We start from the raw sequence: 26,539 nt of genomic DNA, 5'->3' as shown, positions 1-26,539 counted from the left end.
GCACGTACAACATCCCATTCCGCATCGAACCCGAGGCCGGCAAGGTCGCACAGGACGTCGGAGAATCCGAGGGAAAGGTGCCCTGCGACGTTCTCAAGGACCGCGTAGCGGGGTCGTAGAACGCGAAGGGCACGGGCGATGTGGGGCCAGATGTGCCGGTCATCGGCGGTGCCCTTCCTGTGTCCGGCGGTGGAGAACGGCTGGCACGGGTAGCCGGCGGCGACGATGTCCACCGGCTCGACGGCGGACCAGTCGGTTGTGGTGAGGTCCCCGAGGTTGTGGACCTGCGGATGGTGGTGGGCGAGGATGCGGGCGGCACCCGGATCGGGGTCCGCCACCCACGCCAGCGACCCCCCGAACACCTCCGTCACGGCCATGTCCAGCCCGCCGTACCCGGAGCACAGCGAACCGATCCGCAGCGGGGCGGCATCGTCCAGTGGCGCCTGGCCTGGCACCGGGACCGGCGGCGGCGCGTCGAGGAGCCGACGGGCCGCCGCCAGCCGTGCCACGCCGCTCATACCGCCGCTCCTGCGGTGTGGAGTGCTGCGCGGCGGACACGGCGGCCGTAGGCGTCGCTGGTTCCGAGCCGGGTTCCGATCGCGGTTCCGGTCAGTTCCGGTTCTTCCCGGAGCCAGTTCCGGACCTCCCCGACCTGACGGCCGAACACGGTGTCGTCCCTGACCTCGGAACCCGAACCGGTGGTACCGGAACCGGGGTCCGGAACCGGCGGAACCACGCTCGGTTCCGGCGGTTCCGGCGTCGGTTCCGCCCCAAGGCCCGTCCCGTCCTGCTCGGCGGGGATGTACAGGTCAGGGCCGGTTCCGGTGCCGGTTCCGCCGGTTCCGCCGGTGAGTTCCGCCACCGGTGTCCACGGCCCCAGCACAGGCACATCCGTGGCCGGTTCCACCGGCACGGGCATGCTCCGCCCGGCCACCGGAACCGATGCCGGTTCCGCCGGTTCCGGCATCGGTTCCGGTGCGGGTGCGGGCCGGTGGTCGAGGATCTTGGCGACGAGGTCGGAGCCGAAGTAGATCGCTCCGACCGGCAGGGAGGTGGCCAGCAGGACGAGGGCATAGTTGGCGGGGTCCCAGTCGGCCAGCCTGCCCCAGTCGACCGAGTCGCCGTGGAGTCCGGGGACAAGCCCGTGGACGTAGTTCAGGACCAGGGAGGCGAGGGTGTAGGTGCCGAGCACCCGCAGCGCGAAGGTGCGGTCCGGGCCGACGAGGACGAGGGTGGCGACGAGGGCGAGTGCCATGAGGCCGTCGACCACGACCGGGTAGAGCGTCGCCGCGGTGTCGTCGGCGCCGATCGCGCGGGCCACGTCGCGCAGCGCGTTCCACGAGACGCGGAACGCCATCGCGACGACCGTGACCAGGGCCAGGACCAGGAGGGCCTTTCCCTTACGGTCCAGCGTCATACCGCACCCCTCATCACCGGTGCCGGGACGGGCGGAACGTCGGCGTAGGCGGTCAGCTCCACGGTGGCGCCCGCGTACTCGCCCCGTGCCTTCAGCACCCACGTCCGACCGTCGCTCTGGAAGTGACCGTCCACCGTGCTGTCGGGAACCCCGAGTGCGGCCCGCCATACCTCGAACGCGGCCAGCGACGGGACCGTGTCGGACATGCTGTGGAAGCTCAGGTGCAGCCGCTCCGGGTAGATCGGGCACACGTCCAGGTTCGGAGCGGGCAGGTCCGGGTGGTCGGCACAGATCAGACGCAGTGCCCGCAGGGGGGCCGACAGATCGGCGAGGGTGCTCACAGCGCACCCCCGACCACGATCACGACGGCCACGGCCAGCAGCACACCCGCCGCACAGGTCAGATCGACCGCGGTGCGGAGCCGGGTGAACTTGGCGACGGCGAGGCGGGACAGGCCCACGACGTCGGCGCTCAGGTCGACCGGCAGGGCCTCGTACAGCTGCTGCGGGGACAGGGTCGCCCACAGCGGGAACCCGTGCCCACCGCGCAGGTTCGGGCGGACCGCCGACAGCAGCAGACCGGCCGCCCCGACCAGTAGCGCCATCCCCGCACCGCCCACCACGTATGCGGCGGGATTCATGGGGAGGTCACGGCCGGCGGTCCAGGCGGCGACCAGGGCCGCCCCGACGAACGCCAGCAGCAACGCGGTCTTGGTGTCAGTGCGGGCGATCTCCGCCCTGACCTCGGCATGAGCGGAGGCCAGGGTCTCATCCAGCGCACTCATGCCGCTTCCTCCTTCCGGAACCGGCGGACACGGCGGATGGGGCGCTGGGGCAGGGGGGTGATGTTGAACAGGTCGGGGGCGTGGTCGTCGATGACCCGGGCGGCCAGGCGGAGGGTGTCGTCAGCGAGGTGCGGTGCGTCGGCGAGGATGTCACGGGCGGCGTCCAGTCGCGCCTCCCGCTCCTCCGGCGACTCGCCCTCGACACCCAGCCACAAGTCCAGCGGGGTACCGAGGGCGAGTTCGATGAACTCGGTCGTGCTGGCGGCCACGTGACCGGCCACAATGTGCTTCACGGGTTGTTCCTCTCAGAGGGAACGGCTCGTGGCGGCCCCGGTGTTTGCCCACCGGGGCCGCGCCGTTCAGGAGGGGGTCCGCCACGCGAATGCGGGCGGCAGAAGGGCCGCAGAGGGCGGCCGGTGAGGCGGGCCGCGTCCTCGTAGGCGTCGCGGATCATGTCCTGCTGCCAGGCGCGTTCGGCCGGGGCGGGCGGCGGGTCCATCGAACGCGGCGGGGCCGCCCACCCGTCGGCGCGCTGCTCCAGCAGACGCGCGGTGCGCTCGTCGTCGGCCATCAGCGCGCCTCCGGCTGCGCCGTGTGCGCAGCAGCATTCCCGGCCGCATTGCGGTACGCGGCCTGGTAGTGCTCCAGGCTGTTCCTCATCGGGTGCGACAACGCCGCAGCGATCTCGTCGCACCGGCGGGCAAGGCCGTCGGCCCGCGCCTGCTCTTCCGCGGCGAACGCCTCGGACGGACCCTGGTCCTTGCGTCCCCAGCCCATCGTGTTCACCGCCCGCCGCGAACACGCGCGGCGTCCTGGCTGCGCTTGTTCGCCTCGGCGTTCTTGCGGGCCAGTGTGGCCCTTTCTTCTTCTGTCAGACTCGTTCCCACAGGTGCCTCCATCACAGGTGCCCGTGCGCGGCACCCGGGGGGCAACCCGGGTGCCGCACCTTGTGGGTCGGATCACTCCCGACTCCCCGCACCCCTGCCCGTACGGCCACCGCACGAGGTGCGGCGCCGGACGGGCAGAAGAGGCAGTCGGCCGCTCGCAGACGGAGCGGACAGGTATGCGCGGTCTTTCACCCGCGCGGCCGTCACTTACAGGGGAGACGGCTCAGAAACCCGCACACTGTTCAATTCTCAACGAACAGACGCTTCCTTAGACCCCCTTGCGAAGGGCTTCCGGGCGCTTTCGAAGCAGCCCAAAGAGAGCCACTCCCGTTCCGCTGTCCTAGGACTGCGGCCCGTGAGAGAACAATGACGCACAGTCCCAGGACTGTCAACAGTCCTGGGACTGTGTTTGACTGGAGCCGTCGAGAGGAGTTCCCCATGGCGCCGAAGTGGCGAGAGCTGGCGGACAAGCTGGCCCAGAGCATCAAGAGCGGCGAGTACGAGCCGGGCACGCGGCTCCCGCACATTAGGGACCTTGTGGAGGCGGGCGAGGGCTCCAAGTCCACGGTCCACGCGGCCTACAAGGCTCTTGAGGCTGAGGGCCTAGTGACCTCATCGCGGGGGCACGGCACCGTGGTGCGGCAGCAGACCCCGCTCAAGCGGCTCGGCATCGCGCGGTACGACAAGGCCAAGTGGCGCGACGGTGACGAGGTGGCGTTCATTGCCGATCGCGTCGCCTCTGGCCGCGCGTACCGCCGCGGCGAGCAGACTCAGACCGTGAGCCGGGTCGCCGCGCCCCCGGCTGTCGCTGCGGCTCATGGCCTGCCGGCGGGTTCTGAGGTCTACGCCCGAGCGCGCCTGGTGAAGGAAGGCGAGCAGCCGACGCACACCCTGACCAGCTACTACCGGCCCGAGCACGTCGAGGGGACCAGGATCGTCAACCCGGCACCCGGTCCCGCAGGCCGAGGCGGCGGCTTTCGCGTGCTGTACGACGCGGGGTACGAGATCGACCACATGAAGGAGGAGCTGTCCGCGCGCGTCCCCACGTCCGAGGAAGTGAAGCTGCTCCAGCTCCCGCCGGGCGAACCCGTGGTCGAGCTACATCGGACCGCGTACACAGCAGATGGCACAGTGGTGGAATTCGCCATCGGTGTCCACGCCGCCACGCGCTTCGCGTGGGAGTACGACTTCAAGGTCCCCGACTCCACTCGCGACCCGAAGACCGAGAAAAGAGGGCCCAGTGCCGAGTGAAGGAAAGCCTCAGCCGATCGACACGGCGGTCATCACGGCTCCCGGCGACATTCCCACCACCGATCTGTGGCTGTTGGCGGCCCGCCGGGAGCGCCACACCGCAGGTGGCACGAGCAGGGACAGACGCGACCCCGCGTCGAATGCGCTCGCCGCACTCGCCCTCGGCGCTGCGATCCGCCGCGTCCTTGATGACCAGGAGCAGCACTTGGTCCGCGAGGGCCTGAGGCACGGAACGACGTGGGGGCAGCTCGCCGCGGCGCGCGGCCTAGCAGATCCGGAACAGTCTCGGGCAGCGTTCCTGACGTGGTCCCAGCAGCTCCCCGACGTCGAGGCAGCCGAAGCGGTACGCCTAGCGGCAGATGGGCGGAATCAGTGATCTCAGTACAGGTGTGGGAGGACGCGCGTCTCATCTGGGACTACCACCAGATGCACCACGCCCCGAAACCCTGCTCCGTCGCGATCGGCCTCGGCAGCCATGACTTGAGCGTCGCCACCACAGTAGTCGAAGCGCTCGAGGCTGGCTTGGTCCCCCTGATCGTGTTCACCGGAGCCAACAGCCCGACTACGCGGGCGCGCTTCCCCGATGGCGAGGCAGTCGCCTACCGGGAACACGCGCTCAGCCTCGGGGCGCCGGCCGCCGCGATACTCGTAGAGCCGACCGCCACGAACACCGGTCAGAACATCACGCGCTCACGGAAGCTCCTGGAGACCGCAGGCATCGATGTCTCGTCGGTCCTGCTCGTCTCCAAGCCCTACGAGCAGCGTCGGGCGCATGCGACCGCTCGTAAGCTCTGGCCCGGCGTCGAGTTCGTATGCGCTTCGGCTCCCATGGAGCTCCCCGAGTACGTCGACAGCATCGGTGACGGCCGACTCGTGATCGACATGCTCGTCGGCGCACTCCAGCGGCTCTTGATCTACCCCGAGCAGGGATTCATGATCAAGCAGGACGTGCCCGAGAACGTAATGGCGGCGTACGAGCGACTGTGCCGAGACGGCTTCACGAGTCGCCTCATGCCGACGGCCACTCGCCGCTGAACGCAGTCTCATCCGTAGTCTCGTCCGCCCTCGTTCAGGCTGGTTCAACCACCCAGCGTCCGGGACCAGCGTCAGGGCTTTGAACGGGCATGAACGGTGGCGGACTGGGACCGACAGAGTTGGTGATCGGGCGGGTGCGCATCGTGAACCTCCTGGTAGACACCAGGGTCACGCGCGGGGGGCCCGGGCGCGCCTCCGGACCCGGTGCGGTACTCCGTTCGGGGGCCTTTCGGTGTACGGGTCGCCTTCGCTTGCGCTTGTGAGGTCTGTCCGGCTGGGCGTACTTCGTTGCTGTGTCGTCGCTCGGTGGGTGCGCGGTTCCCCCGCGGGTCGCCTTCGCTTGCGCTTCCTAGGTTTGTCCGGCTGGGCGTACTTGTTTCCCGTGCCGTCGCCCGGTGGTTTTGCGCAGTTCCCCGCGGGTCGCCTTCGCTTGCGCTTCCTAGGTCTGTCCGGCTGGGCGCACTTCGTCCCTGTGCCGTCGCTCGGTGGGTGCGCAGTTCCTCGCGCCCCTGGGGTTCCCCACCTGGGCGTACCTGTTCCCGTGCGGGTGGTCCGGGGGTGCGCGGTTCCCCGCGCCCCTGGGGTTCCCCACCTGGGCGTACCTGTTCCCGTGCGGGTGGTCCGGGGGTGCGCGGTTCCCCGCGCCCCTGGGGTTCCCCACCTGGGCGTACCTGTTCCCGTGCGGGTAGTCCGGGGGTGCGCAGTTCCTCGCGCCCCTGGGGTTCCCCACCTGGACGTACCTGTTCCCGTGCCGTCGCTCCGGGGGTGCGCAGTTCCCCGCGCCCCTGGGGTTCCACCTCTGGACGTACTTGTTCCTGTGCGGGTGGTCCGGGGTGCGCGGTTCCTCGCGTCCCTGGGGTCATCCCCTCTGGGCGTACTTGGTTCTGTGCGGTGTGCTGCGGGCTGCTTGCAGGAGGGTGGGGGCCGCTGGGCTCATACGGCGCTTTCGGAGGTCCAGGACGGGGGACGGGTTCGAGAGGCCCTGGGACGCCAGCAGGTTCATCAGGGACCAGATGGTCTCGGAGCGGCCCGTCACCGGGATCTCCTCGCCGTCGGGGGCGATGACCGTGGCCGCGGCGAGGCCCGCCAGCAGGCTGGTACGGCTCCAGTCGATCATGTACGTCGTGCCGCCCGGGTTGACGCTGAGGACGACATCCGTGGTGCGGTGCAGGACGGCCAGGTAGTCCATCGGCACCGTCAGCCGGCGGGCGGCGTCGAACGGGGGCGTGCCGTCCACGGGGTACACACGCAGCACGATGTCCAGGACCGGACCGTGGTCCTGGAAAACGTCCGTGCCGCCCATGTGCAGGAACCGTCCGAGTGCCAGGACTCCCCCGCGGCGCGACCACCGGCGGCCGACGGAGCCGAACCCGGCCCGCTCTCCCGGCAGGTCGTCCACGATCCACCGGGCCTCCTCGCCCGGTTCGGTCGACGGCGCGCGGTCCTCGGGGTGGGCCTCCGCCCATTCGGCCAGTTCCGTGTACCGCGCCGCGAGCCGCGATTCCAGGCGCCGGACGTCGATCGTGTCCCCGTTCATCGCGACGCCACCCGCGGCACGCGAGATCCGCATCTGCCGCAGCTGGCGGCCGACGCGCCGGGTCACCTCCGTCGTACGGCCGTCGAGGCCGATGACGCGGCAGGTCCTCGTGCCCGCGAGCAGCGTGCTGCGCGGCCATTGCGGGACGACCCGGCTCTGCCCCGGCGCCGCGGCGGGCTCGACGAGGACGACCAGACGTCCGACGGTGACCGCCGAGAGGCAGAGGGACGGTATCCGCCACTCGTCCGTGATCTCGAAACCGTCGGCGCCGTCGGTGTCCTCCGCGCCGTGCACCCGCAGCCTCAGTCTGATCAACGGCGTGAACTCGTCGGGCGTGTACTCCCGCCAGTAGGACGTGAAGGTCGCCTCGCCCTCGGGGCTGTACCGGACCAGGGACGCCTCCAGGACGTCCGCACGTACCAACTCCGCGGCCGGTGTGCCGTTCGCGGAGTGAGGGGCCCACATCACGAAGGTGTTGTCCCCGTAGGAGACCTTCGTGACCTTCAGACGGTTCTTGCGGGTGACCAGGGGGAGCTCTTTGTACGTGGTCCGCCTCGCCATGAGGACGATACCGAGCACGCCCACGAATCCGAGGGTGAAGGCGATCCAGGCCCAGTCGTCGCCCTCGGACCAGGCGATGCATCCCACGAGCAAGGCCAAGGGGACGGGCAGCAGACAGACCGTGGTGAAGAGGCAGTTGCCGACGAACACACGGGTGTAACTACGCATGACCCCACCTCGGTTCGACCCGTCCCCGGCCCCCATGGTCCCGTCACACCCCCCGAAGGCGCCAGCCGCCTTCGCTCGCGCCTTCGGGGTTCCACACCTGGCCGTACCTGTCCCTGTGCGGGTCGTGCGGACACCGGTTGCGTCCCGAAGGGGCGCGGGGAACTGCGCAAAACCACCGAGCGACGGCACAGGAACAAGTACGTCTACCCGGGAGGACCCAACCCGGGGATCAGATCCGGTCGACCAGGTCCGCGATCGAGTCGACCACCCAGGACGGCCGGAACGGGAACTTCTCGATCTGCTGACGCGTGGTGAGCCCCGTCAGCACCAGGAACGTCTCCATCCCCGCCTCCAGTCCGGCAAGGACATCCGTGTCCATCCGGTCCCCGATCATCGCGCTCGTCTCCGAGTGCGCCCCGATCGCGTTGAGCCCCGTCCGCATCATCAGCGGATTCGGCTTGCCCGCGAAGTACGGGTCCTTCCCGGTGGCCTTGGTGATCAGCGCGGCGACGGAACCGGTGGCGGGCAGCGGGCCCTCCGCGGAGGGGCCGGTCTCGTCGGGGTTGGTGCAGATGAACCGGGCGCCGTCGTTGATGAGCCGGACGGCCTTGGTCATCGCCTCGAAGGAGTACGTACGGGTCTCGCCGAGCACGACGTAGTCGGGGTCGTGGTCCGTGAGGACGTACCCGATGTCGTGCAGCGCGGTGGTCAGCCCCGCCTCACCGATGACGTACGCGGTGCCCCCCGGCCGCTGGTCCTCCAGGAACTGCGCGGTGGCGAGCGCCGAGGTCCAGATGTTCTCGACGGGCACGTCGAGCCCCATCCGCGCGAGCCGTGCGTGCAGGTCCCGCGCGGTGTAGATGGAGTTGTTCGTCAGCACGAGGAAGGGCCGCTCGGACTCCCTCAGCTTCTTGATGAACGCGTCGGCGCCGGGAATCGGCACACCTTCGTGGATGAGGACCCCGTCCATGTCGGTGAGCCAGGATTCGATGGGCTTGCGCTCTGCCATGTGCCGGTCTCCTGAAGATCCATGGTGCGGTGCTGATGTGGCGCCGGAACGACTCCGTACCGACGCCACCCAGGGTAGTCAGCGTGGCCGGATACCGACCCCGCAGGCCGTCCCCCACGCCCGCCCGCCCCGGCGGGCACCCGACCGCCACCGCACCGGTGTTCAGCGGCGCCCCCGCAGCTTGCCCAGCAGCCGCTGCGCCTGGGCCCGGCGGCGCGGGTCGGACGCGGCCCGACGCACCTCGGACACCGCGCGCTGCCCCTGCGGGCTCCGCACGAACTGCTTGATCCTGTTCACCAGTCCAGCCATTTTCTGCTCCTCATGACGCTGTACCCGCTCAACACCGGTGAAGCCCGGTCGATTCCGTCGCCCGATCCGGTCGCCGCTCCCCTACCCAGGTACGGGCCGACCGCACATCTGTACGGAAACCGGCACCGGACCGTGGCGGACCCGTGAAGAACCAGGGAAGTGGCCGGTCAAGACACGGCGCCCCACCGTACGACGAGTACCCGGGCCACTCCCACACCGGTACAAGTGCCTAGCCGCACCCGCGACCGGACCCCGTGGCCGAACCCGTACCGCCGCACCCGTACCGCCGCACCCGTACCGCCGACCCCCTACCGCCGGAACCCGCGCCCGCGCGCCCCCGCGCCCCCGCCCCGCCCCCTTGGAGACAGTGCCTTGATGACCAGTCGACCGACCGACCGCGCCGGACGGCGGCAATGGGCGGGGCTCGCCGTACTCGCCCTGCCCACGCTCCTCATCTCGATGGACGTGACCGTCCTGTATTTGGCGGTGCCGCAGCTGAGCGCCGATCTGGGGCCGTCCTCGACCGAGCTCCTGTGGATCATGGATGTGTACGGCTTCCTGATCGCGGGCGCGCTGGTGCCGATGGGCGTGGCCGGTGATCTGTTCGGCCGGCGGCGGCTCCTGCTGCTGGGGGCCGTCCTGTTCGGTGTGGCGTCGGTGCTCGCCGCGTACGCCGACAGCGCGACGACCCTGATCGCGGCGCGGGCCCTGCTCGGGATCGCGGGCGCCACCCTGATGCCGTCGACGCTCTCACTCGTGCGGGTGATGTTCCCCGACCCGGCGCAGCGCGGGGTGGCGGTCGCCGTGGTGATGACGAGTTTCTCGGTGGGCACCACCATCGGGCCGCTGCTCGGCGGACTGCTGCTGGAGTTCTTCTGGTGGGGCTCGGTGTTCCTGATGGGCGTGCCCGTGATGCTGCTCCTGCTCGTCCTCGGGCCGCTGCTGCTGCCGGAGTACCGCGATCCGGCCGGGGGGCGGGTCGATCCGCTGAGCGCGGGACTGTCGGTCGCCGCGATGATCGGCGTCGTCTACGCGGTCAAGGAGGCCGCCGCGCACGGCCCGAACGGCACGGCGCTGCTGGTGGGCTCGCTGGGGCTGGTGCTCGGCACGCTGTTCGTACGGCGTCAGCTCACCCTGGCCCACCCGCTGCTGGATCTGTCGCTGCTGCGGAACCGGGTCATCAACACCTCGCTCCTCACCTATCTGCTGGGGATGTTCGCGATGGGCGGGACGCAGGTGTTCATCGCCCTGTACCTCCAGGAGGTGCTGGGGCTGTCGCCGCTGCTGGCGGGGGTGTGGATGGTCCCCGCGTCGCTGGGGACGGTCGCGGGTTCGCTGATGGCGCCGGTACTGGCGCGGCGGTGGCGGCCCGCGACGGTCATCACGGGGGGCATGGTGCTGGCGTCCGCCGGTTTCGTGCTGCTGGCGCTGACGGGCGTGGACGACCTGCCGACCCTGATCGTCGGATATCTGCTGGTGGCGCTGGGCCTGAGCCCGATGATCACCCTGTGCACGGACCTGGTGATCAGTACGGCGCCGTCCCGGCGGGCGGGCGCGGCGTCCGCGCTGTCGGAGTCCGGCGGGGAACTGGGGGTCGCGCTGGGGGTCGCCGTGCTGGGCAGCCTCGGCACCGCCGTGTACCGGTCCCGGATCGACGGCGAGCTGCCCGAGGGACTGCCCGCGAAGGCGACGGAATCGGTGCGCGACACCCTGGGCGGGGCGGGACGGATCGCCGCGGACCTGCCCGGTGACCTCGCGGACGCCCTGCTCACGGCGGCACGCGGAGCGCTGACCCTGGGGCTGAACCTGACCTCGGCGACCGCCGCGGCCGTGGCCCTGGCGACAGCGGTCTGGGCGGGCGTCCGGCTGCGCCACGTCCCGTCCACGCCCACGACCGCGCCGGGGCGCGCGGAGGGTGACGGGAAGGGCGGCGGGAAGGGCGAGACGTCGGACACGGCCCTGGCGGACCGTGACTGAGCGGGGACCTCGTGGACGCGCGGACGCGATCAGCGGTGGTCGCGCGGCGGGGTGAAGCGGCGGACCGCCAGATAGAGGGCGATGCCCCCGAGGACGAGGGTGAGCGCGGCGGCGACCAAGGCGGTGGCCTGGGCGCCCGTCACGGCGAGTTCACGCGGCAGCGGACCGGGCGTGACCGGGGCGCCGGACCGGACGGTACCGGGATCGGAGGCGCGGGGCGGGCCGGTCGTCGTGGTGGCCGGGGCGGCGGGCCCGGTGCGCACGTCGAAGGTGTACGGGCCGGACTCGCCGACCCATTCACCGTCGTCGCCCCGGCGCTGGACCAGCGCGGCGGTGGCCGTGACCTCGCCCGGGGCCGCGTCCCGCGTGACCGCGAGCCTGACCCGGACGGGCACGGTCCGGTGGGCGGGGACCGTGAACCCGTCGCCGTCGAAGACGCCCACGGTCTCGTCCCGGCCCGTGCGGGTCGTGCGCGCGGCCCGCCATCCGGAGCCGTCGTGGAACTCCAGCCGTACCTGTTCGGGCCGCAGCGTCCGGTCCTCGTCCACGAGGACGACGACCGGGTGGACACCCCGGTACCCGGTCCCCGTGGTGTTGACCAGGCCGAGGGTCCAGGACTCGGGGGGCGCGCCGGGCCGGTAGACATCGGGGGCGCCCTCGATCCGGGTGGTCAGGGGGAACGTACCGGCGCGCGGGGTGCCGGGCACGGGCGCGGGCGGGTACGGGGGGACGGGGACCGCGGCGGAGTACGGGGAATCCGCGGCGGAGTACGGGGGCGCCGGGGGGTGCGCGGGGCCCCAGGGCCGGGCGGGAGCCGCGTGCGGACCGGACGACACCGCAGGGCCGGCGGAAGCGGCGGGGGCGGCACCGGGGGCGAGGACCAATTCCGACGCCAGGGCCGACGCCGGGGCCGGTGCCAGTGCCAGGGCGAGGGCCAGGGCGGCGGCTGCTCCGGCGAGCAGTCGACGGATGCCGCGTCCGGCGGGCGATCCGCGGAAAGGGCGGCATCCGGCGGGCAGCGCGGGGACACGTCGTCCGGCGGGCAGCTCGCGAACAGACCGTCCGGTGAACAACTGGCGGACACGGCGGGCGGCGGGCGGTCGGCGGACACGGCGGGGCTGGGGCATGGGCGCGCCTTCGGGTCGTGGACGCACGAGGTCTTCCGGGCGCCCGCGCCCGGCGAACGGTACGGCGGCGAACCCCACCCGATCAGCGCCCGGATGTCGCCTGAACACCAGCCCCTTCCCCGCACGGCGGGAGTTCTCGCGCGAACACCGGAACCGTCACCCGTCCGTGCCGTACCTGTGTCACCGCCCGATCCCCGTCCGGACCGCGCCCCAGCCCCGTCAGGTCCCGCACCCGGTCCGGTCGGGACGAGCACCCCATCAGGACCCCGCCCCCGTCCCGGCCCGAACCCCGTCACGACCCGCACCCGAACCCCGTATGTCTCATACCGGGACCCCGTGGGCGTCCCGCACCCGAGCCCCATCAGCCTCTCGTCCGGGCCCCGTTGGCTGTTTCCCGCCACCCGCCGGACCGGAGTCAACTCCGGTCCGCCCGCTTCGGTCCTGCGGAGGAGGAGGCCCCTGTTCTTCCGGGGCCGGGAGCAGGACCGAACGCAAGGAGGACCACCTTGATCCGTGTCTCGCGCAAGGGTGCCGCCGCCGTCGCGATGCTCGCGCTGGCGGCCGGGGCCCCGGAGCTGGCGTACGCGTCACCAGGAGCGGCGCCCACGCCCGGCACCGCCGGAGCAGCAGGGGCAGCAAGAGCAGCCGGAGCAGCAGGAGCAGCCGGGGACAGCGTCGGCGCCCCGCTGCCGCCGGGCTGGCGCGTATCGGGGGCGGGCGCCGGCCGGGAGCTCATATGGACGCCGTCCGAAGCGCTGCCCATCGGTGACGCCCGGGTCGAGTTCCACTCGGGCGGGCGGCTGCTGGGTGTGCCCGTGCCCGACCGGCGGCAGGAGACGTTCCGGCTGCGGGTCGGGACCGCGCGGATCGGTCCGGGGGACGAACTGCGGGTGTCGGCGGGCGGACGGTCGCTGGACGCGGCGGGCAGGCCGGTGGGTGTCCCGTCGTCCCGGGAGTCCGCGAGACCCCGGGCGGTGAATCCGGCGCCCGCGCCCGTGAACCCGGTCGACCCGGGGGTGAAGGGCCGGTACGGGACCGTCAGCGGCGAGTACAGCCTGGCGTCGCTGAAGCTGCCGGGCATACCGCGCGAGGTCGAGATGAAGGCCGTGGTCGTCGGCCCGCGGAACGCGCCCGGCAAACGGCCGGTCGCCCTGTTCCTGCACGGCAGGCACGTCACCTGTTACGACACCACGTCCGACACCGCGATGGACTGGCCCTGCGCGGACGGCTACCGGCAGATACCGAGCTACCGGGGCTATCTGCACGACCAGAGGCTGCTCGCCTCGCAGGGCTATGTGACGGTGTCGGTCTCCGCGAACGGGATCAACGCGCAGGACAGCAGGCTGGACGACTCCGGGGCGCAAGCGCGTTCGTCGCTCGTGCGGCAGCATCTCGCCCGGCTCGCGGGCTGGTCCGCGAACCCCGCGAGCGCTCCGGCGGCCGTCCGCGCGCTGCCCAGGGCCGATCTGGACAAGGTGCTCCTCGTCGGGCACTCCCGGGGCGGCGAGGGCGTCAACCGCGCCGCGCTGGACAGTCTGTACCGGCCGCCCGCCGACCAGGAAGGCCATCCGGGGCCGGTCCGCTGGAAGATCCGCGGCACGGTCCTCATCGGCCCGACCGCCTTCGGCCAGAACCCGGCGCCCGATGTCCCGTCGATGACGATCCTGCCGGGCTGCGACGGCGATGTGTACGACCTCCAGGGCCAGATGTACGCGGACCGTACGCGCGGGATCAGCCGGGGCAGGGCGCTGCACAGCTCGGTGTACATGGTCGGCGCCAACCACAACTTCTTCAACACCGAGTGGACGCCCGGCCAGGCCGTCGCCCCGGCCACCGACGACTTCCGGCGGACCGACGACGCGGTCTGCTCGCCGGGGACGGCGACCCGGCTGAGCGCGGAGCGGCAGCAGCGGGCGGGTTCCACGTACATCGCCGCCGCCGCGCGGCTGTTCGTCGCGGGTGACGACAAGGTGCGCCCGCTGCTCGACGGCAGCCACCGCAGGGCGCCGTCCGCGGGTCCCGTCCGCGCGCCGGCCCAGGCCGTCGGCGGCAACCGCACCGTCGCGGTGCTGCCCTCGGCCGCCACGAAGGTGGCGGGCGGGCGGATCTGCGAGCACCTCACCGGCGACCGGGCGAAGGTGTGTCTGCCGCGCCGGGGCGGGACGGAGTCACCGCACTTCGCGCACTGGATGCTCGGGACGGAGCCCGGACGGCACTCGGTCACGGCGAAGTGGAGCCGGTCCGGTGTCCCGGTGCGGGTGACGCCCGCCCGGTCCTTCTCCCTCGCGGGCTCGCAGTCGCTCGCGCTGCGGATGTTCGTACCGCCCAACACCACCGGTACCAAGCTGGATGTCGCTGTCACCGACACCTCGGGCAAGCGGGCCCGGCTGGGCCGGGTCACGGTCGACGGACTGCCGGGCACCGACATGACGACGTCCGCGTGGGGCCGGGAACTGCGTGTCCCGGTGAAGGCCGCGGTCGCCGCCGGGCTGGACCTGAAGAGGATCAAGAGCCTGGAGCTGACGCCGCGGACCGGTTCCGGCAAGCTCTGGCTGGTCGACGCGTGGGGCTGGCGCCCCGGTACCCCGGCCGTGGGCGCGGTGGCGGAGCTGCCGCGGGTCGACCTGGGACAGGCGTCCGTCAAGGAGGGCGACTCCGGGGTGCGGACCCTCTCGATCCCGGCCCGGGTACGCGGCCGGGGCGAGGGCGAGGTACGGGTGTTCCTCCCCGACTCCACCGGGGAACGGCCGGTTACCCGGACCGTGACCGTCAAGCCGGGGAGCGGGCAGCGCATCGAGCTGCCGGTCGAGGTCGAGGGCAACACCCGCTGGAGCCACGACATCGAGCACCGGGCCTACGTCAAGGCCGTCCGGGGCGCGGTGATCGGCTCGTACGAGGGCACGCTGACCGTACGGAACGACGACCCGATGCCGAGGGTCACCCTGACCACGGTCGCGGACGACGTCACCGAGGGGCGGAGCCTGACCTGGCGGGTGACCCTGTCCGAGGCCGTGGACACGGACTTCAGCCACGCGGGGCTCGTACTGCGGCCGGTGACCTCCGGCAGGGAACTGGACACGGACGACGTCGACCGGCAGTGGGTCGAGACCCAGTTCGGGACGGTCCCGGACCCGGCGCTACCCCTGTCGGGGCTGTACGACCCTCCGTACGCGCCGTATCTGTGGGCCGACATCCAGCCGGGCCGGTCCAGCGCCGACATCTCCGTGCCGGTCACCAAGGACACGGTGACCGAGCCGGAGGAGTACCTGCGAGCGCAGCTCGTCGTCACCCCGGAGGACGGCGGTGAGCCGAGTTACGGTCCGGAGTTCACCGGTACGGTGCGGGACGCCCCGTAGCGGTAGCGGTTAGCTGTCCCCCCGGGGTTCCGGGGTTCCCGGGGTTCCCGGGGTTCCCGGGTTCCCGGGTTCCCGGGTTCCCGGGTTCCCGGGTCCCCGGGTCCCCGGGTCCCCGGGTCCCGGGGTTCCGGGGTTCCCGGGTTCCGGGGTTCCGGGGTTCCCGGGTCCCCGGGTCCCGGGGTTCCGGGGTTCCCGGGTCCCCGGGTCCCCGGGGATCAGGGGGCGGCGGGGATCACGGGGCCACGGGGGGCGCGCCGCCGGGGGCCGCGGCGCCCTTGCGGTCCCCGGGGAACCCGACCGTGCCGCCCGGTGCGGACGGCGCACTTGGGGCCGCGCTCGCCCAAGGCGTCCGGCGCACCCGGAGCCGTCCGCCCCCGTAGCGTCCGTCGGGCTCGTGCGGCGGCTCTCTCATCCGCCGCGGCCGAAGAGCGGTGCCAGCAGCAGTTGGGCCGCGCCCTCGGCGACGAGCCGGTCCCCGCCGGGCACCGTGCGGACCGGCACGTCATCGGGGTCGCCCGTGCGCGCGGCCCGTGCGCCGAGCGCTTCGCGCACGCCCCTGACGTACACCCCGGGGGCGTCCCGTACGGCGCGCCCGCCGAGCACCACCGCACGTACGCCGAGCAGTCCCGCCAGGTTGGCCGCCCCCGTGCCGAGCACGCGCGCGGCCCCGGCCGTGTCCCCGCGTGCCAGCGCGGCCAGGCACACCGCCTCCAGACAGCCCCGGTCGCCGCATCCGCAGGGCGGGCCGTCGAGCTGGACCACCTGGTGGCCGAACTCGCCCGCGCCCCGGAGCACCCGGCCGTCGAGGACGAGGCCCGCGCCGAGTCCGGTGCCGAGGTGCAGATACGCGAACGACGTGCCGTCCGCCCCGGCGAGGGCCAGCCCGAGGGCGGCGGCGTCGGTGTCCTTGCCGACCACGACCGGTGTGCCCAGCCGCCGTCGCAGTGCCGTGCGCAGCGGGAAGCCGTCCCACTCGGGGAAGCCGGTGATCCGGCGCGGCACGCCGGTGCGGTGGTCGAGGGGGCCGGGCAGGGCCACCCCGGCGCCGAGCGGCGCGGCGGCGGCGGGGGCGAGGCGGGCGCGCAGCGTGGTGACGGTGTCCGTCACCGCGTCGAGGACGGCTTCCGTGCCCGCGCCGAGGTCCAGCGGGGTACGGCGTTCGGCGACCACCGTGCCGTACAGGTCGACGAGGACGGCGGTCAGCCCGTCACGCTCCATATGGACGCCGACGGCGTGCGCGGCGCCGGGGACGAGCCGCAGCGGGGTCGAGGGTTTGCCGCCGGTGGAGGGGCGCCGGGCGGTCTCGGCGACCAGGCCCTCGGTGCGCAGCCGGGCGGCGATCTTGCTGATGGCCTGGGGGGTGAGTCCGCTGGCCGCGGCGAGTTCGCGGCGGCCGGTGCCGTCCGGGCCGGCCGTCCTCAGCAGGCCGAGCAGCAGCGCGGTGTTGTGGCCGCGCAGCACGGGCAGGTTGGCGCCGCCGCCACCGCCGGCGCCCGCGAGTGCGTGGCGGGGGCCCGCGGCCCTGTCCTCGCCGTCGCGGTCGTCCTCGCCGCTGTCCGTGCCGTCGCCCGTGTCCACCCGGTCATTGTCCCTTGTGCTTGCACTTAGGCAACAGCGTTGCTTAAGTGAGACCATGACCACAGCCGGAAACTCTCCCCTCCGTGTCGCACTCATCGGGTACGGGACGGCGGGCTCCGTGTTCCACGCCCCGCTGATCGCCGCGGCGGACGGCCTCGTCCTGGACACCGTCGTCACGGCCAACCCCGAGCGGCAGGAACGGGTGCGCGCCACGTACCCGGGGGTCCGGATCGCCGACGGCACCGATGAGCTGTGGTCCCGTACGGGCGAGCTCGGGCTCGTCGTCGTCGCGTCCCCCAACCGGACCCATGTACCGCTGGCCACCGCCGCGCTGCGGGCCGGACTGCCGGTGGTGGTGGACAAGCCGGTGGCCGGCACGGCCGCGGAGGCGCGGGAGCTGGACGCGCTCGCCGAGTCCCGCGGGCTGCTGCTGTCCGTCTTCCAGAACCGCCGCTGGGACAACGACTTCCTCACCCTGCGGCGGCTGCTCGCGGGCGGTGAGCTGGGGGAGGTACGGCGGTTCGAGTCCCGCTTCGAGCGGTGGCGTCCGCAGCTCAAGGGCGGCTGGCGGGAGTCCGGGGACCCGGAGGAGATCGGCGGCCTGCTGTACGACCTCGGCAGCCATGTCGTCGACCAGGCGCTGGTCCTGTTCGGCCCGGTGGACACGGTGTACGCGGAGGTGGACGTACGGCGTCCCGGCGCCGAGGCCGACGACGACACGTTCCTCGCGCTCACGCACACCAGCGGGGTCCGTTCGCATCTGTACGTCTCCGCGACGGCCGCGCAGCTCGGGCCCCGCTTCCGGGTGCTCGGCTCCAGCGCCGGTTACGTCAAGTACGGCCTCGATCCGCAGGAGTCGGCGTTGCGCGAAGGCGCGAGGCCCGGGGCGGGCGGGGACGGCGGGTGGGGTGTCGAGCCCGAGTCGCTGTGGGGCCGGGTGGGCTCGGGCGAGTCCCCGCTGACGGGTGGGGGGCGGCCGGAGCCGACCCTGGCGGGTGACTATCCGGCGTTCTACGCGGCCGTGGCGGACGCGGTGCGGGGGGTGGGGGCGAATCCCGTGCGGGCGCGGGAGGCCGCGGGGACGCTGGAGGTGCTGGCCGCGGCTCGGCGGTCCGCGGAGGAGGGGGCGGCGGTACGGATTCCCGTGTGACGCGGAGGCCTGTCCGGCTGGGCGTACTTGTTTCCTGCGCCGTCGCTCGTCGGGTTTCTTGTGCGGGGCGCACTTCGTTGCTGTGCCGTCGTTCGGTGGTTTTGCGCAGTTCCCCGCGGGTCGCCTTCGCTTGCGCTTCCCAGGTCTGTCCGGCCTTGCGCACTTGTTCCTGTGCCGTCGCTCGTCGTTTTCGCGCAGTTCCCCGCGCCCCTTTGGGGCGCGTCCGGTCGGTTCTTCGGGTCGGTGCCGGTCGGGATTCTCCGTCCTCGATCCGACACGCTCGGTACGACGTGCAGCGACCCGACTGAAGAGCATCGGAGTCTGCGAGCAGAGATTCCCGCCCACCCCCTCCCGCAGCAGCGCGACTGCGCGAGGAGGGGGGTGCCCCTTCAGGGGCGCGGGGAACTGCGCGAAAACGAGGGCCGACCCGCACCCGGCGAACAACCCGAAGGGGCAGCATCCAGGGGCGCGGGGAACTGCGCACCCCCGGACGACCCGCACAGGAACAAGTACGCCCAGGCGGGGAACCCCAGGGGCGCGGGGAACTGCGCAAAAGACGAGGGCGGACCCGCACCCGAGAAGCGACCGCAAGGGGGCAGCATCCAGGGGCGCGGGGAACTGCGCACCCACGAACGCACCACACGGGAACAAGTACGTCCAGGTGGGGAACCCCGAAGCGCCGGCGAAGGCGGTCAGGCGGGGAGGGGCGACGGCGCGGCGCCGCGGTACAGGGTGGCGCGTTCGGCCGCGCTCCACGCCGTACTCGTCACCACGTACAGCGCCGCCGCCAACGGCACCACGGCAACCGTGACCAACGTCAGGAACGACACCAGAGGCATCACCCGAGCCATCGTGTCCATCCCCGGCAGCGGCTGCCCGCCCGCCCCGGCGGGCAGTTCCGCCGCGGCCATCTGCGTCTTCGCCAGACGGTAGCTGAACGTCGCGACCCCGGCGACGACGGCGAACAGCACGAGGTACACGAGCCCCGCGCTCCCGAACACCCCGCCGTCGGCCCAGGTGTCGGCCCAGCGTCCGCCCAGCGGCGCCGCGCCGAGCGAGTGCCCGAGCAGGGCGTTCGCCTCGCCGCCGATGCTGGTGCTGGAGAACAGGTGGTAGAGCAGGAAGAACGCGGGCACCTGGAGCAGGCTCGGCAGACAGCCGGACAGCGGCGACACCTTCTCCGCCGCGTGCAGTTCGAGCACGGCCCGCTGGAGCCGCTCGGGGTTCTTGCGGTGCTTGACCCGCAGCTGTGCGACGCGCGGGGCCAGCGCGGCCTTCGCCTTCTGCCCGCGGGCGGCGGCCCGGGACAGGGGATGGACGAGCAACCGTACGCACGCGGTGAACAACACGATCGCCGCGGCGGTGGCGGAACCGGCGAACAGGGGGTCGAGCAGGTCGGCGAGACGCGCGACGAGATCGGCGAAGACGGACATGGCGCGGGGGCCCTTCCGGGAGAGGTCGTGCCGGGAGACGGACGCGAGGGGGCGCGGACATGGGTCCTCGCCCCGGCGTGACGGCATGGCGCGCGCCGGCACCCATGGCAGCCCGTTCCGTACCGGGGGCGGTGCCCTCACGGTGGGAAGTGCTCCCGGCCAGGGGCCGGGCCCCGGACCGCCCGGACGCACGCTCCCGTACGGGGCGGACCTCCCGTACGAGGACGGGGGCCGGCCCGGACAGGGCGGGCGGGGGTGCGGTCAGGGACGCCGGGCACAAGGGCCGGGCGGGAGGCTGCGGGTGTCGGTCAGACGGCCGTCAGGGCGGGGAGTCCCGGGGCCCTGGGGCGGGGGCGGCCCGCGGCGTCGGGGTCGCGTTGCGGCAGGAAGGCGGTGCGCCGTTCCCGGTCGCGGATGGCGGTGCGCACCCGGGTCCGCGGTACGGCGGGGACCCGCCGCGCGGCCATGAGCGAGCCGACCGCGAAGGCGGTGGCGGCCGTGGTCGCCGCGAGGGCGACGGCGGCGGCGAGACCGCCGGTGTCGGCGAGCAGGAGCAGCAGCGGTTCGAGGAGGAGGGTGAGCAGCAGGAGCGCGTGGCGCGCGGACGGCGCGCCGGAGCGGCCGGACCGCCCGGTCCGTGCCGCCGTGCTCCTCGTCCCGCCCGCGCGGTCCACGTACTGCCTCCCGGCCGAAGTCCGTCTCTTCCCGCCGTTATACCCGATGCGGGCCCGCCGGGTCATCGCCCCTGGGGAGGAGCCCGCTCCCGCCCCGGTGAAGGAGCCCGCTCCCCCACCCCCGCCCACCGGCCGCAGTACGGTGTCATCCATGCGCCCCGACACGCCTGCCGAACACGCCGATTCCGCCGACCACGTCGCAGAAGCCGACCGCCTGGAGCGCACAGCCGGGCGATACCCCGAGGACGCCGAGCAACTGCTGTCCCAGGCCGCCGCACATCTGGAACTCGCGGGCGAACGGGAGCGCGCGAGCGCCCTCTACGACCGCCTGCTGTCACCGGACCTGGCGGCCCCGCTGGAGAACCCGGCCCTGGTGCGGGCCCTGAAGGCCGCGAACCTGTGGGAGTACGGGCACGAGGCCGAGGCCCGCGCGATCATCGACGGCGTCCGGGCGGCGGCGCCGCCGCACCCCGCGCCCTGGGTGATCGTCGCGGAGGCCCTGGAGTCCCACGACGAACTCCAGGCCGCGCACGACACGTTCACCGAGGCGGCGGCGCTGCTGGTGGAACCGGGGGCCGAGCGGCCACCGGCCGAGGTGCGTCCCGTGCTGTACGGGCGGCACCGGGTGCGGCGCATGCTGGGCGAGCCGCATGACGCGTGGGACACCCTGGCGGACGGTCTGCACACCGGGGCGGTGTCGCTGGACGAGCTGCACGACCCGAAGCGGGTGTGGTCGCTGGGGTCGGACAACCCGGCGGAGCTGAAGGCCGAGATCTCCCGGCTGCGGGCCGAACTCGGCGCCTACCGGGCGGCCCTGTCCCGGCCGTTCCCGGTGGCCGTCCTGCACTGGCCGGCCGGCGAACTCGCCGAGCTGGTCGAGGCGTACCCGTCGCTGGCCGAGGAGTACCCCTCCCACGAGGAGCACCTGGCGACCATAGAGTCCTCCCTGCGGGAACTCGCCGCGTCCGGCACCCCGAACCTCGGCATCGTCACCGCCACGGTCCCCTCGTACGAGGCGTTCGCCGCCTCCGAGGCCGCCTCCCCCACGGACACCTCGCTCCTCCCCCAGTACACCACCACCCTCGCGGCCCGAGGCCGAGCCGAACCCTGGCCCCCGCCCCCCACCGCCCCGTGCTGGTGCGGCTCGGGCCGGGGGTACGGGGAGTGCCACGGGGCGGGGTGACGGCCCTCCCCCCGGCCCCGGCGTACATCCTGATATCTGGAGAGTGAAGGCACTGACCGTGATGCCCCTGCCCGAAGACCCCGCTGTCCCCGGAGTTCCGGCCATACCGGATGACAGCGCGCCTGACCTGGAGATCTCCGCGGTACGGGAGGACATCCTCCAGCTGGACCCCACGGGGGACAGATTCAGCGCCGTACTGCGCGAGACCATCGATCAGCTGCTCGACGGGGAAACCACCGGCCGGTACGACTGGAAGACCCTCCTCAAGACGGAGAAGACCCACGCCGGCACTCTCGTCGAGATCAATCTCCAGCGCCGGTTCCGGTTCGGGGACGGCGTGAGCATGGACTACCGGATCGCCGGTGTCGATGTGGACTGCAAGTTCTCACAGCAGTTCGGCGGGTGGATGATCCCTCCGGAGGCCCTGGGCCATATCTGTCTGCTGGTGTGGGCGGATGACAGCCGGTCGCTCTGGAGCGCCGGCCTGCTGCGCGTACGGCGTGAGTGGCTGAACGGCGGCAATAACCGCGACCTCAAGCTGACTCTCAGCGCCAAGCACCGTGACAAGATCCACTGGCTGTGGCAGCGCGGCCCGGGACAGCCGGGCACCGCGGCGCACCACCTGGATCTCCCCGAGAACGTCCTGCTCCATATGGACCCGGCCGACCGCGCGGCCGTCTTCGCCCCGGCGTCGGGCCAGGCCCGGCTGAACGAGCTGTTCCGCCGGGCCCGCGGCCGCCGGATAGGACGGAACGTCGTGCGCACCGTGGCTCAGCAGAAGGACTATATGAAGCGGGTGCGGGGCAACGGCGGGTCCCGGTCGGCCCTGCGCGCGGAGGGCATCCTGATCATGGGCGATTACGCGAGCCACCAGCGCATCGCGTCGGAACTCGGTGTCCCGGTCCCCCGGGAAGGCGAGTTCGTGAGCGCGCGGGTCGTCACGGCGAACGCCCGGCACGCCAGCCGGCCACGGGTGGATCTGGACGGTGCGGCCTGGGTACTCGCCGGGCCGGAAGATCCGCACGAGCCGGGCCCGCTGCTGCCGAAGACGAGTAGCGCGGCACAGCCGTCAGCACTGTGACCACATCCACCCGGGCGAAGGAATCCCCTCATGCAAGGGCCGGAGAACGAACTCCCCCTGATCAGGCAGTACCAGGACTGGCTTCGTGCGGACACCGCGGGGAGCGGGCCTGACCGGTCCGCGTTCTTCACCGACGCGCTGATCGTCCTCGACACCAATGTGCTGCTGAGTCTCTACGAGTACACACCAGCGGCACGCGAGCAGGTGCTGGACGCGCTGAGCAGCGTACGGGACCGGCTCTGGCTGCCCCATCAGGTGGGGCTGGAGTTCGTCCAGGGCCGTCACCGTGTCATCGCGGAGCGGCGGAAGGCACTCAATGACGCCCCGGGCAATGTCAACAGGCGGCTCGGCGAGGCCAACAAGGCCATTCTCGCGGCGAGGGAACTGGTCCAGGGCCTGCTCGTCAAATACGCGCGGGACGCCGAGGCCAGCGAACAGCTCGCCTCGGAGATCTCCAGCCAGGCTGTCGACACACTGCTAGGAGAGTGGAAGACGGCCCTTATCGACCAGGTCAAGGCGCTGAAGCAGGACCATGACCTGGCACCCGGGTCTGTCGATACCGAGGACCCCGTACTGCCGCGAGTGGCCGCGCTGTTCGGTGAGAACATCGCGGACCCTCCCAGTCCGCCAGTTGTCCACCAGCGCGTGACAGAGGCTGTCTCCTACCGCTTTCCCAACCAGATACCGCCGGGCTTCAAAGACGCCGGAAAGGGCACACCGCTGTCGGCTGCGGGCGACTATCTGCTGTGGGAAGAGGTCATCGACCGTCTGACCATGCCGGACGGCCGGAAACGGCTGCTGTTCGTCTCCGCGGATATGAAGGACGACTGGTACCAGCCCGCTGAGCACGGGCGGGCCGCACGGCCCTGGCCGTCGCTGATGAGCGAACTGAGGAACCGCACGGGAGCGGAGCTGCGCATCGAGACACCCGGGCACTTCTACCGGGGTGTGGACGGCTTCCTGCACGCGGAGATCGCCGCGGCCACCTATGACGAGATCGACCGCGCGGCCATACCTCCGGCGCGGATCGAGATCACGGAGGAGGAAGCCCCTCTCACACCGCACCCCCCGGAACTGGCGGAGGCCGCCAGCAAGGCGGCAGGTCTCGACGGCTATGCCGCCGCTCTGCTGGATCACCTCTTTGTCTGGTGGCTGATCGGAGTCACGGTTCAGCTCGGGCGGCGCGAGCCCCAGGAAGACGAGCCGCTGGTCTCCATCGCGGCCGCCGCGTGGTCGGCCGACGCAGAGCCGGGCTGGATACCCGGGGACGCACTGCGGCTGGGCGAGTGGCCCTACCGGAGCTCCACGCGGATCGCTCCGTGGTTCGTCCGCTCCCTGGGGCTGCTGCCACTGGAGCAGCGCCGGGCCGTGCAGCGGCTTGCCGCACAGCAGCTGGACCGCGCCCCGCGGGCAGAACCGTAGGCTGACCCGCCCCATCGCAATGTGTACGTCAGGAGAGGACCGCACCCGTGACAGAAGAGCAGCCGCCCGGCGGAGAGTGGCGGAAGCTGAAGCCGGACGCCGAGCACGCGCTGCGGAGCCTGCTGGAGAAGGTGGACTCCCACGCCAGCCCCATGGAGCTCTTCGAGAGCTACGCCTACACCAAGGAAGTCACGGCGAGGGCTGTCCAGGCCAGGATGGAGATGTATCTCCCCGATTCCGACGCGGCTTTCCACCACGTGCGCGGGGTCATTCTCCGGGAGCTGACCGCGCGCTACGGTCACGCGATTCCGGAGTCCATACTGCGGGTGCCGTACGGCAGTTCCGTGCATGAGCGGATCTTCGCCCTGCTTCACGAACAGCTGGCAAGACCGGTGCCAGCCGCCATTATCCGGATCGTCACGGCGGACAATGTGCATACCGAGCGCAGGATCCGGGAACTGCGCGAGCTGGGTCTTGATGTACACCCCACCGGCAGCGGGAACGAACAGGGCGGATACGAACTGCGTTCCCTTGAGGTCGATCTCGGCAAGCTGCCCTCCATCGCCCGGAATATCATCAGGAGTAAGAAGTCGCTGCCGGCGGACCGGAGGGCGCAGATGCTCCGTGACGCGGGAATCTCCGGCGATGAATGATCCGGAAACCTGGGAACGGCCAGCGGGGTCCTGGGCTTCGTCCGCCGCACGGCGGCGGAATATGCAGGCCATCCGCAGCCGGGACACCCAGCCGGAGTGGCTGATCCGCCGGCTCGTGCACGCGCGGGGGCTGCGGTACCGGGTCTCGGCGAAGCCGCTTCCGGGGCTCCGGCGGACCGCCGACCTGGTCTTCCGGCCGTCGAAGGTCGCGGTCTTCGTGGACGGCTGCTACTGGCACGGCTGCCCGGAGCACTATGTGCGGCCGAAGACGAACGAGGAGTACTGGTCCGGCAAGGTCGCCGTCAATGTGACACGCGACCGGGACACCGACACCCGGCTTGCCGAGGCCGGGTGGCTCGTACTCCGCTTCTGGGAGCACGAGCCACCCGAGGACTGCGCCGTCAGGATCGCGGCGGAGGTCGAGCGGCGGCGGCCCGCACCGGGCTGAGCGGGCCCCCGCCCAGGCGGGGTCAGCCCCGCCGGGGTGCGCCCTTGCCTGACTGGTCACGCTCGCGCGCGGCTTCCAGCACCTGGATGATCGAGGCGCCGACAGCGGCGGCCACCGGCGGGGGGAACGCGTTGCCGACCTGCCGGTAGCGCGCTGTCTTACCGCCGGTGAACTCCCACTCGGGCGGGAACCCCTGGATGATCGCGGCCTGCTGCACGGTGAGCATCGGACCGTCGGCGCCAAACAGGTCGCGGTCTTCCGTTTCCTTCGCCCGGCACACCTTGGGGTCGTTGGCGACGCCCAGGCCACTCACGCCGAGCTGCTTCCAGGCCGCCTTCGCCCGGCTGGGTCCGAGATCCGCGCCGCCGTGCTTCTTCGATCCGCCGACGAGGGTGGGCGCGATACCGCCGCCCTTGCCAAGCAGGTCGCGGTGCCGTTTTCCCGCCCAGTCGATCCAGCGCTCATGGGCAGCGCGGGCCCGCTCCGCCTCCGGCCCCTCCGCGTACGCCTCGTAGCGCTCCTTCATCGTGGCGGCCAGGGCCTCCACCACGGGTACGACCTCGTCATGGGTAGGGCTGGGCCACTCGTACTTCAGGTCCTTGATGACATCACTGCGGAAAGCGACGAGGATCGCGCGCGGACGGAGCTGCGGAACACCGAACTTGCTGGCTTCGAGCACATCCCACTCGCCCACCGTGTAGCGGGGGCCGCGCGGGATGCCCTTGTCGTCCGGGAAGCCGTTCTCCAGCTCGCCGGTGATCCATTCCCGGTACTCGTCGAACTTGGGGTCCATGATGCCGCGGACGTTCTCGATCATCACGGCCCGGGGCTGGAGTTCCCGCGCGAGCCTGAGCATCTCCGGGAAGAGGTCGCGCTCGTCCGCTTTGCCCAGCTGCTTGCCCGCGTGGGAGAAGGGGGGGCATGGGACCCCGCCCGCCAGCAGATCAAGCTCTTGGCCCCGCCAGACCGCGCTCTTGTTCAGATCGTGCTTCGGGTCGAAGTCCTTGACGTCCCCGCGTACGACATCGCAGTACTTCTTCTCCCACGCCCAGTCCGGCTGGATGCGGATGTTCTCCTCAAGTGTGTTCCCGGCGTGCGGATCGATCTCCACGAGCGCGAGATGCCGGAATCCGGCCTTGTGCAGACCGATGGCCTGGCCTCCCGCGCCCGCGCAGATCTCAATCGACGTGAACTCCGGCTTGTCCTCCAGGACACGGTCCGTACCGTGCTCCTCAGTGCCTGTCATGCACCCTCCTTTGACCCATTCCCCGCTGACGCCTCACAGCGCCCTCATCACAGAGGGTGACAGACCCCACTGACAACGCGACCTTCCACAGTCTGCGCCATACGCGCACCGGCTTCCGCCACAGCGCGCGGATCGCACAGCAATCAACACCACGACGATATTGCCCCATGGGAAACCCGGGCGGACCGGGTTCCCCCGCACGCTGGCAGCCCGGCGGGACAGCGCCGCCGTCACTTTCCGTGCCGGCGCGTCC

Annotated in this window: 24 protein-coding genes and 1 pseudogene; 10 read left to right on the top strand and 15 right to left on the bottom strand. The window is 72.0% G+C overall.

The window, feature by feature from the left end:
* Positions 1-11 precede the first annotated feature (11 nt).
* From OG711_RS25280 to OG711_RS25250, 7 genes and pseudogenes are all read right to left on the bottom strand, one after another.
* A pseudogene (locus OG711_RS25280) lies at positions 12-377 on the bottom strand (DNA cytosine methyltransferase); the annotation flags it as partial.
* 137 nt (positions 378-514) lie between these two features.
* Positions 515-1,417 (bottom strand): DUF2637 domain-containing protein, encoded by a 903-nt coding sequence (locus tag OG711_RS25275; RefSeq protein ID WP_329559832.1) that lies wholly within the window; start codon positions 1,415-1,417, stop codon positions 515-517.
* Positions 1,414-1,758: a hypothetical protein gene (locus OG711_RS25270; RefSeq protein WP_329559833.1), complete on the bottom strand. Its 345-nt coding sequence runs from the start codon at positions 1,756-1,758 to the stop codon at positions 1,414-1,416. Before OG711_RS25270 ends, OG711_RS25275 begins: the two co-directional genes overlap by 4 nt.
* Entirely contained in the window at positions 1,755-2,201 is a 447-nt protein-coding gene (locus tag OG711_RS25265; RefSeq protein WP_329559834.1) for a Pycsar system effector family protein, read from the bottom strand. Before OG711_RS25265 ends, OG711_RS25270 begins: the two co-directional genes overlap by 4 nt.
* Positions 2,198-2,494, bottom strand: coding sequence for a hypothetical protein (locus OG711_RS25260; protein ID WP_329559835.1), 297 nt, complete (start codon positions 2,492-2,494; stop codon positions 2,198-2,200). Before OG711_RS25260 ends, OG711_RS25265 begins: the two co-directional genes overlap by 4 nt.
* Positions 2,491-2,772 (bottom strand): hypothetical protein, encoded by a 282-nt coding sequence (locus OG711_RS25255; RefSeq protein ID WP_329559836.1) that lies wholly within the window; start codon positions 2,770-2,772, stop codon positions 2,491-2,493. The genes OG711_RS25260 and OG711_RS25255 overlap by 4 nt, the downstream gene beginning before the upstream one ends.
* Complete coding sequence (locus tag OG711_RS25250) at positions 2,772-2,987, bottom strand: hypothetical protein (RefSeq protein ID WP_329559837.1); 216 nt, start codon at positions 2,985-2,987, stop codon at positions 2,772-2,774. Before OG711_RS25250 ends, OG711_RS25255 begins: the two co-directional genes overlap by 1 nt.
* Positions 2,988-3,526: 539 nt before the next feature.
* Between OG711_RS25250 and OG711_RS25245 the strand changes: the two genes are divergently transcribed.
* Positions 3,527-4,339: a GntR family transcriptional regulator gene (locus tag OG711_RS25245; protein ID WP_329559838.1), complete on the top strand. Its 813-nt coding sequence runs from the start codon at positions 3,527-3,529 to the stop codon at positions 4,337-4,339.
* Positions 4,340-4,711: 372 nt separating this feature from the next.
* Positions 4,712-5,374, top strand: a complete 663-nt coding sequence (locus OG711_RS25240; RefSeq protein WP_329559839.1) for a YdcF family protein — start codon at positions 4,712-4,714, stop codon at positions 5,372-5,374.
* A gap of 859 nt (positions 5,375-6,233) precedes the next feature.
* Here the strand turns inward: OG711_RS25240 and OG711_RS25235 are convergent.
* The 3 genes from OG711_RS25235 to OG711_RS25225 all read right to left on the bottom strand — a co-directional run bounded on the left by OG711_RS25235 (position 6,234) and on the right by OG711_RS25225 (position 8,958).
* Complete coding sequence (locus OG711_RS25235) at positions 6,234-7,640, bottom strand: hypothetical protein (RefSeq protein ID WP_329560604.1); 1,407 nt, start codon at positions 7,638-7,640, stop codon at positions 6,234-6,236.
* Between the two features lie 229 nt (positions 7,641-7,869).
* Positions 7,870-8,649 (bottom strand): HAD-IIA family hydrolase, encoded by a 780-nt coding sequence (locus tag OG711_RS25230; protein ID WP_099283322.1) that lies wholly within the window; start codon positions 8,647-8,649, stop codon positions 7,870-7,872.
* 162 nt (positions 8,650-8,811) lie between these two features.
* Positions 8,812-8,958 (bottom strand): hypothetical protein, encoded by a 147-nt coding sequence (locus OG711_RS25225; RefSeq protein WP_178391177.1) that lies wholly within the window; start codon positions 8,956-8,958, stop codon positions 8,812-8,814.
* Positions 8,959-9,333: 375 nt separating this feature from the next.
* On the opposite strand from OG711_RS25225, the gene OG711_RS25220 reads away from it, so the two are divergent.
* Positions 9,334-10,935 carry an MFS transporter gene (locus OG711_RS25220; protein ID WP_073793876.1) on the top strand — a complete coding sequence of 534 codons (1,602 nt, stop codon included), beginning with the start codon at positions 9,334-9,336 and terminating at the stop codon, positions 10,933-10,935.
* A gap of 29 nt (positions 10,936-10,964) precedes the next feature.
* Here the strand turns inward: OG711_RS25220 and OG711_RS25215 are convergent, their stop codons facing one another.
* Complete coding sequence (locus OG711_RS25215; RefSeq protein WP_329560600.1) at positions 10,965-12,062, bottom strand: hypothetical protein; 1,098 nt, start codon at positions 12,060-12,062, stop codon at positions 10,965-10,967.
* Positions 12,063-12,568: 506 nt separating this feature from the next.
* Between OG711_RS25215 and OG711_RS25210 the strand changes: the two genes are divergently transcribed.
* On the top strand, positions 12,569-15,418 hold the full coding sequence (locus OG711_RS25210) for an alpha/beta hydrolase (protein ID WP_329560598.1): 2,850 nt from the start codon (positions 12,569-12,571) through the stop codon (positions 15,416-15,418).
* Positions 15,419-15,826: 408 nt separating this feature from the next.
* On the opposite strand, the gene OG711_RS25205 is transcribed toward OG711_RS25210, so the two are convergent.
* Positions 15,827-16,996, bottom strand: a complete 1,170-nt coding sequence (locus OG711_RS25205) for an ROK family transcriptional regulator (protein ID WP_329560596.1) — start codon at positions 16,994-16,996, stop codon at positions 15,827-15,829.
* Between the two features lie 55 nt (positions 16,997-17,051).
* On the opposite strand from OG711_RS25205, the gene OG711_RS25200 reads away from it, so the two are divergent.
* Entirely contained in the window at positions 17,052-18,146 is a 1,095-nt protein-coding gene (locus OG711_RS25200) for a Gfo/Idh/MocA family oxidoreductase (RefSeq protein WP_266515975.1), read from the top strand.
* 692 nt (positions 18,147-18,838) lie between these two features.
* Here the strand turns inward: OG711_RS25200 and OG711_RS25195 are convergent.
* Both OG711_RS25195 and OG711_RS25190 read right to left on the bottom strand, forming a co-directional pair.
* Entirely contained in the window at positions 18,839-19,579 is a 741-nt protein-coding gene (locus OG711_RS25195; RefSeq protein WP_329560594.1) for a YidC/Oxa1 family membrane protein insertase, read from the bottom strand.
* A gap of 308 nt (positions 19,580-19,887) precedes the next feature.
* Positions 19,888-20,253: a DUF6412 domain-containing protein gene (locus tag OG711_RS25190; RefSeq protein WP_399547496.1), complete on the bottom strand. Its 366-nt coding sequence runs from the start codon at positions 20,251-20,253 to the stop codon at positions 19,888-19,890.
* A 151-nt stretch (positions 20,254-20,404) separates the two neighbouring features.
* On the opposite strand from OG711_RS25190, the gene OG711_RS25185 reads away from it, so the two are divergent.
* From OG711_RS25185 to OG711_RS25165, 5 genes are all read left to right on the top strand, one after another.
* Positions 20,405-21,436 carry an SEC-C metal-binding domain-containing protein gene (locus OG711_RS25185; protein WP_329560592.1) on the top strand — a complete coding sequence of 344 codons (1,032 nt, stop codon included), beginning with the start codon at positions 20,405-20,407 and terminating at the stop codon, positions 21,434-21,436.
* A gap of 61 nt (positions 21,437-21,497) precedes the next feature.
* A complete protein-coding gene (locus OG711_RS25180; RefSeq protein WP_266515982.1) occupies positions 21,498-22,517 on the top strand; it encodes a NaeI family type II restriction endonuclease in 1,020 nt (339 codons plus the stop codon).
* Between the two features lie 30 nt (positions 22,518-22,547).
* The gene (locus OG711_RS25175) at positions 22,548-23,939 is read left to right on the top strand and encodes a PIN-like domain-containing protein (RefSeq protein ID WP_329560589.1); all 1,392 of its coding nucleotides are present in this window, start codon (positions 22,548-22,550) and stop codon (positions 23,937-23,939) included.
* A 47-nt stretch (positions 23,940-23,986) separates the two neighbouring features.
* Positions 23,987-24,592: a hypothetical protein gene (locus tag OG711_RS25170; protein WP_266515988.1), complete on the top strand. Its 606-nt coding sequence runs from the start codon at positions 23,987-23,989 to the stop codon at positions 24,590-24,592.
* Complete coding sequence (locus OG711_RS25165; RefSeq protein ID WP_073793883.1) at positions 24,585-25,040, top strand: very short patch repair endonuclease; 456 nt, start codon at positions 24,585-24,587, stop codon at positions 25,038-25,040. Before OG711_RS25170 ends, OG711_RS25165 begins: the two co-directional genes overlap by 8 nt.
* 22 nt (positions 25,041-25,062) lie before the next feature.
* Here the strand turns inward: OG711_RS25165 and OG711_RS25160 are convergent, their stop codons facing one another.
* The gene (locus OG711_RS25160; protein WP_266515992.1) at positions 25,063-26,286 is read right to left on the bottom strand and encodes a DNA cytosine methyltransferase; all 1,224 of its coding nucleotides are present in this window, start codon (positions 26,284-26,286) and stop codon (positions 25,063-25,065) included.
* Positions 26,287-26,539 lie beyond the last annotated feature (253 nt).

The organism is Streptomyces uncialis (genome assembly GCF_036250755.1).
Lineage (GTDB): Bacteria > Actinomycetota > Actinomycetes > Streptomycetales > Streptomycetaceae > Streptomyces > Streptomyces uncialis.
The sequence above is the reverse complement of the archived record's forward strand: the minus strand, read 5'-3'. Positions and strand labels throughout refer to the sequence as shown.